This window comes from uncultured Mycobacterium sp., from assembly GCF_964249325.1.
GTDB lineage: Bacteria > Actinomycetota > Actinomycetes > Mycobacteriales > Mycobacteriaceae > Mycobacterium.
The window spans coordinates 1-3,941 of record NZ_CAXUCH010000227.1 but is presented as its reverse complement, the minus strand read 5'-3'; the positions used below and the strand labels follow the sequence as shown (position 1 = coordinate 3,941).

The window sequence follows — 3,941 nt, the reverse complement described above, 5'->3', positions numbered from 1 at the left end:
CAAGCAGGCGACCGCCACCCGTTGCCGCGAGTGGGGCCAGCGCTGATCATATCCACGACTCTGCCGCCATCATGTTCACCCGCGTCGGCGACACGAAAACCATTGTCTGCAAAGCGTCGCCGCACATTGCCCCTTCGCCGCGGTCAAGGTCGGCGTGGTTTGACCGCGCTGCGCAGCCAGTAGAGCCTAGGCTGTGCGGGAATCTGGAGGTGATTGGTGGCTGTAGTCGTCGATAGGCGCACGGTGGATCGGACGAATCTTCATCGCTTCTGGAAAGGGCTTCTCATCGGCATCGCGCTTGTCGTGGCTGCCGTGTGTTACTTCCTGCCCATCCTCTTGGTCGCGATTGGCGTTGTCTTGCTTTTGCTGGTATGTGCACGCTTTGCTTATCGGGATCGCGACCGCTACGTTCCGAATTTATATACGCGGGACATTCGGGTTTATGACGACGCATATCGTGCGTTTATTATCCGCACGCTTTCTGATCTGCGTCGACGCAAGGTTCGTGGTCACACTTTATTGTGGGAAGCATCGCGCCTGTTGGAACCCCGCGGTGAGAATTCTGAGGAATTACTTCTCGACCTAGGTGTCTGGATCGGCTGGTCGACAAGGCTCATGTCGGATGCTTGCGACCGCATGGTATATGGGTTCGATACTTTTTCGGGCCTTGTTGAAGATTGGCAGCTTGAAGACCGGGTCGTCGAGCGTGGAGCTTTTTCACTATCCGGAGTGCTCGAACAACATCTTATGCGGGATACCGGTGTGACCTTGGAGGATGGCTTGCCCGCGACGCTCGGTCGCAAAGTGCAGTTCAGCAAGGGCACCACCTATGACACGTTGGGGCCATTCCTGACCGACCGGCCAGGCGCCCCGATCAGGCTCTTCCACATGGATTTGGATACATATGAGAGCTGCGTGCATGCATTGGAAACCTGCAAGGATCGATTTATCGAAGGATCCATCCTTGTCTTTGATGAGTATCTGGTCACTAGTGGCGAGATGCGAGCATTCTATGAATTTCAGAGCCGCTACGAGCTAGAATGGCGATACCGGGCTTGGGGCCTTGAAATCATGGAGATGAATGCAGAGATGGTTGTTACGCGGTGGAAACGCGTAGTGTATTACCTCCTCTGGATCACAGGATGGCTCCTAGGGGACGGTCGCTTCACCTGGGCATTTTTTCAGCGGCCATTTTGGCGGTTTTGGTTGGGCGCGCCGATAGGCGATATCCTTTTCATGCTTGGTGCAGCTGGGCAACGGAAGTCGGTTAGTCTGGAGATCACCGGCCTAGGCCAGCTTGGTCGCACCGGTAGTCACCCCTGTTAGTCCGATCCGTCGGTGTAGTACCGATTGTGATAGGGCGTGTCCCACCCGGCGCCAGAACCTGGTCTGGTTGAGAACAACGAGTTGGTCGCCTCGTTGACGCCACGATCGAGCTGCCCAGCTTGGCGACGACATCTCCGGCATCAATTCTCCGGTGACACATCGAAGTCGCGCCTGTAGCGACGGCATTGAGGCGGCGTTCGCTCGGCCCTGGAAGACGCAGCCCATCGCTGCAGGTCAGCGGTCCGGAAGTTTACCGGCCGGAACCGACGCAGCTCACTTGCGTTGTGCGATGGGTCACATCAGGGATCCATCAAAAGCCCGGACCGACCCTATTGCGCGACCGTACAATATGGGACTATTGCGCTCGTGTCGATAAGACTGCCGGGACACCGGGTGAGCATCGATCCGCTGGATGATGAGAACGGGAGTTACTTGGTCTTGCTCAACGACGAGGAGCAACACGCCCTACGGCCGACCGTCGCCGACTTTACAGCCGGCTGGCAGGTGGGTTACCGCGAAGCGAACGGCGCTGCGTGTCTGTGTGACATCGATCAGGATTGGACCGATATACGACCGAAGAACCTTCGCGAGAGGCTGGCGCAACACCGGGCTTTTGCCAGGTAACGGTCTGGTTCGGGGAGTCCGATGGAGCTTCATCACAGGGCACTTCCGCTAACGCGCGGACAGCTCGATATTTGGCTTGCCCAAGAAACGGGTCACTTTGATCCCGAGTGGCACATCACCACATTCGACATAATCGAGGGCGCGGTAGCACCTGATGTCCTGGAACAAGCGATCCGGCAGGTGGTGGCAGAGGCGGAACCGGTCAGGGCCGCGTTTTTCGAGGTGGACGGCCAAGTCTTCCAACAGGTGATTGACGATCCGCACGTCGAGCTTCCCGTGTATGACCTCCGGCACTCACCGAACCCTGTGCGGGAGGCCTACCGGCTAGCAGAATTGATCCGGCGTACGCCCATGCCGTCCGGCGGGCCACTATTTAAGTTTGCGTTATTTCAGACGCGGCCCGACGAATTCTATTGGTTATTGTGCTTCCATCATTTGGTCACCGACGGATTCGGCACAGTGCTTTTTGCCAACCGAGTCGCTGTGGTTTATTCTGCGCTGGTTTCTGGCACAGCCGTGGCGCCCGCATTCTTTGGCTCGCTGCAAAAGTTAGTTGCCTGGGAGGCAGAATACGAGGCGTCTGAGGATTACTCCGACGATTTAGCGTATTGGAGTGCGAACCTACCGGCCGAAAACGAGCCATCCTATGGTCCGCCGCAATCAGCGGGCGGGCATGATTCGTTGTCAGTTTCCGACCCGATTCGATTAGACCCTTCGATCGTTGATCAGACCCACGAGTTGGCTGACCTATTGAAAATGCGTCGGTCATCGGTGATCACTGCGGCGTGCGCGCTATTGGTGCGACGGTGGTGCGCCGCGGGTTCAGAGGTGGTGCTCGATTTCTTTGTCAGTAGGCGAACAAGTCCGGAGTCAGCCACGTTTCTCGGGATGGTATCCGGGGTTGTTCCGCTGGTGTTGACGGTTTCGCCGGAAGCTACGGTTGACGCTTTTTGTGCGCATGTTGACACCCGGATACGCGAGGCGCTGCAGCATCAACGGTTCCCGGTACACGTTCTTGAGCGCAAGGCCCGCCCCAGAGGTCCGAGGCGAGCAGCCCAAAGGGTGGGTGTCAACTTCGTCCCGTCGATAACTGCGCTGCCTTTTGCCGATGCAGCGGCGTCAGGGGTGGTTACCGGTTTTGGCCGCGTGGGCCACTTTGGCTTGTTCTTTTTGAGCGCCGATGGCCAGCTCTCTTTGACCACAACAGGTGCTGGGCAGCCGCTGTCCAACTTTGACGTCTCCGATTTAGCGCGGCGATTGCAGCGGGTGTTGGCGGCGATGGCGGCCGATCCCGGGCGGTCCTTGTCGACGGTGGATCTGCTCGGTGAGGACGAGCTTGACCGTCTCGATGGGTGGGCTAACCGGGCAGTGTTGACCCAGCCCGTGAGCGGGCCGGCGTCAATTCCAGTGCTATTTGGCGCCCAGGTGGCCCGCGCACCCGAGGCGGTGGCACTGACATGCGGCGAGGTGTCGTGGACCTATCGGCAGCTCGATGAGGCGGCCAACCGCTTGGCGCACCTGCTGGCCGCCCATGGTGCCGGCCCGGGCCAGTGTGTGGCGCTGCTGTTTCCTCGTTCTGCTGAGGCGATCGCGGCCATCCTGGCGGTGCTGAAAACCGGGGCGGCGTATCTGCCGATCGACCCAGCTCACCCGGCGGCCCGCATCGAATTCGTGCTCGATGATGCCGCGCCCGTCGCGGCGATCACCACAACCGGTCTACTCTCGCGTCTAGATGGCCAGGACCTGCTGGTGATCGATGTCGACGATCCCCGCGTTGATGTCCAACCCAGCACGGCCCCGCCGGCGCCGGCCCCCGATGACATCGCCTACCTGATCTACACCTCGGGCACCACCGGGGTCCCCAAGGGCGTAGCCATCACCCACCAGAACGTGATCCAGCTGCTGGAGTCCGTGGATGGCGAGCTCGCGCCGCGACAGGTGTGGTCTCAGTGGCATTCCTATGCCTTCGACGTCTCGGTATGGGAGATCTT

3 protein-coding genes and 1 pseudogene are annotated in these 3,941 nt (G+C 59.4%); all 4 read left to right on the top strand.

Features of this window, described 5'->3' with window-relative positions; genetic code table 11:
• Window positions 1–216: 216 nt before the first annotated feature.
• Window positions 217–1,326 carry a class I SAM-dependent methyltransferase gene (locus ACFE99_RS20790; protein WP_375488298.1) on the top strand — a complete coding sequence of 370 codons (1,110 nt, stop codon included), beginning with the start codon at window positions 217–219 and terminating at the stop codon, window positions 1,324–1,326.
• A 393-nt stretch (window positions 1,327–1,719) separates the two neighbouring features.
• Window positions 1,720–1,950: an MbtH family protein gene (locus ACFE99_RS20785; RefSeq protein WP_375488297.1), complete on the top strand. Its 231-nt coding sequence runs from the start codon at window positions 1,720–1,722 to the stop codon at window positions 1,948–1,950.
• Between the two features lie 21 nt (window positions 1,951–1,971).
• A pseudogene (locus ACFE99_RS20780) lies at window positions 1,972–2,949 on the top strand (condensation domain-containing protein); the annotation flags it as partial.
• 63 nt (window positions 2,950–3,012) lie between these two features.
• On the top strand, window positions 3,013–3,941 hold a 929-nt coding region (locus ACFE99_RS20775), incomplete at its 3' end, for an AMP-binding protein (RefSeq protein ID WP_375488300.1).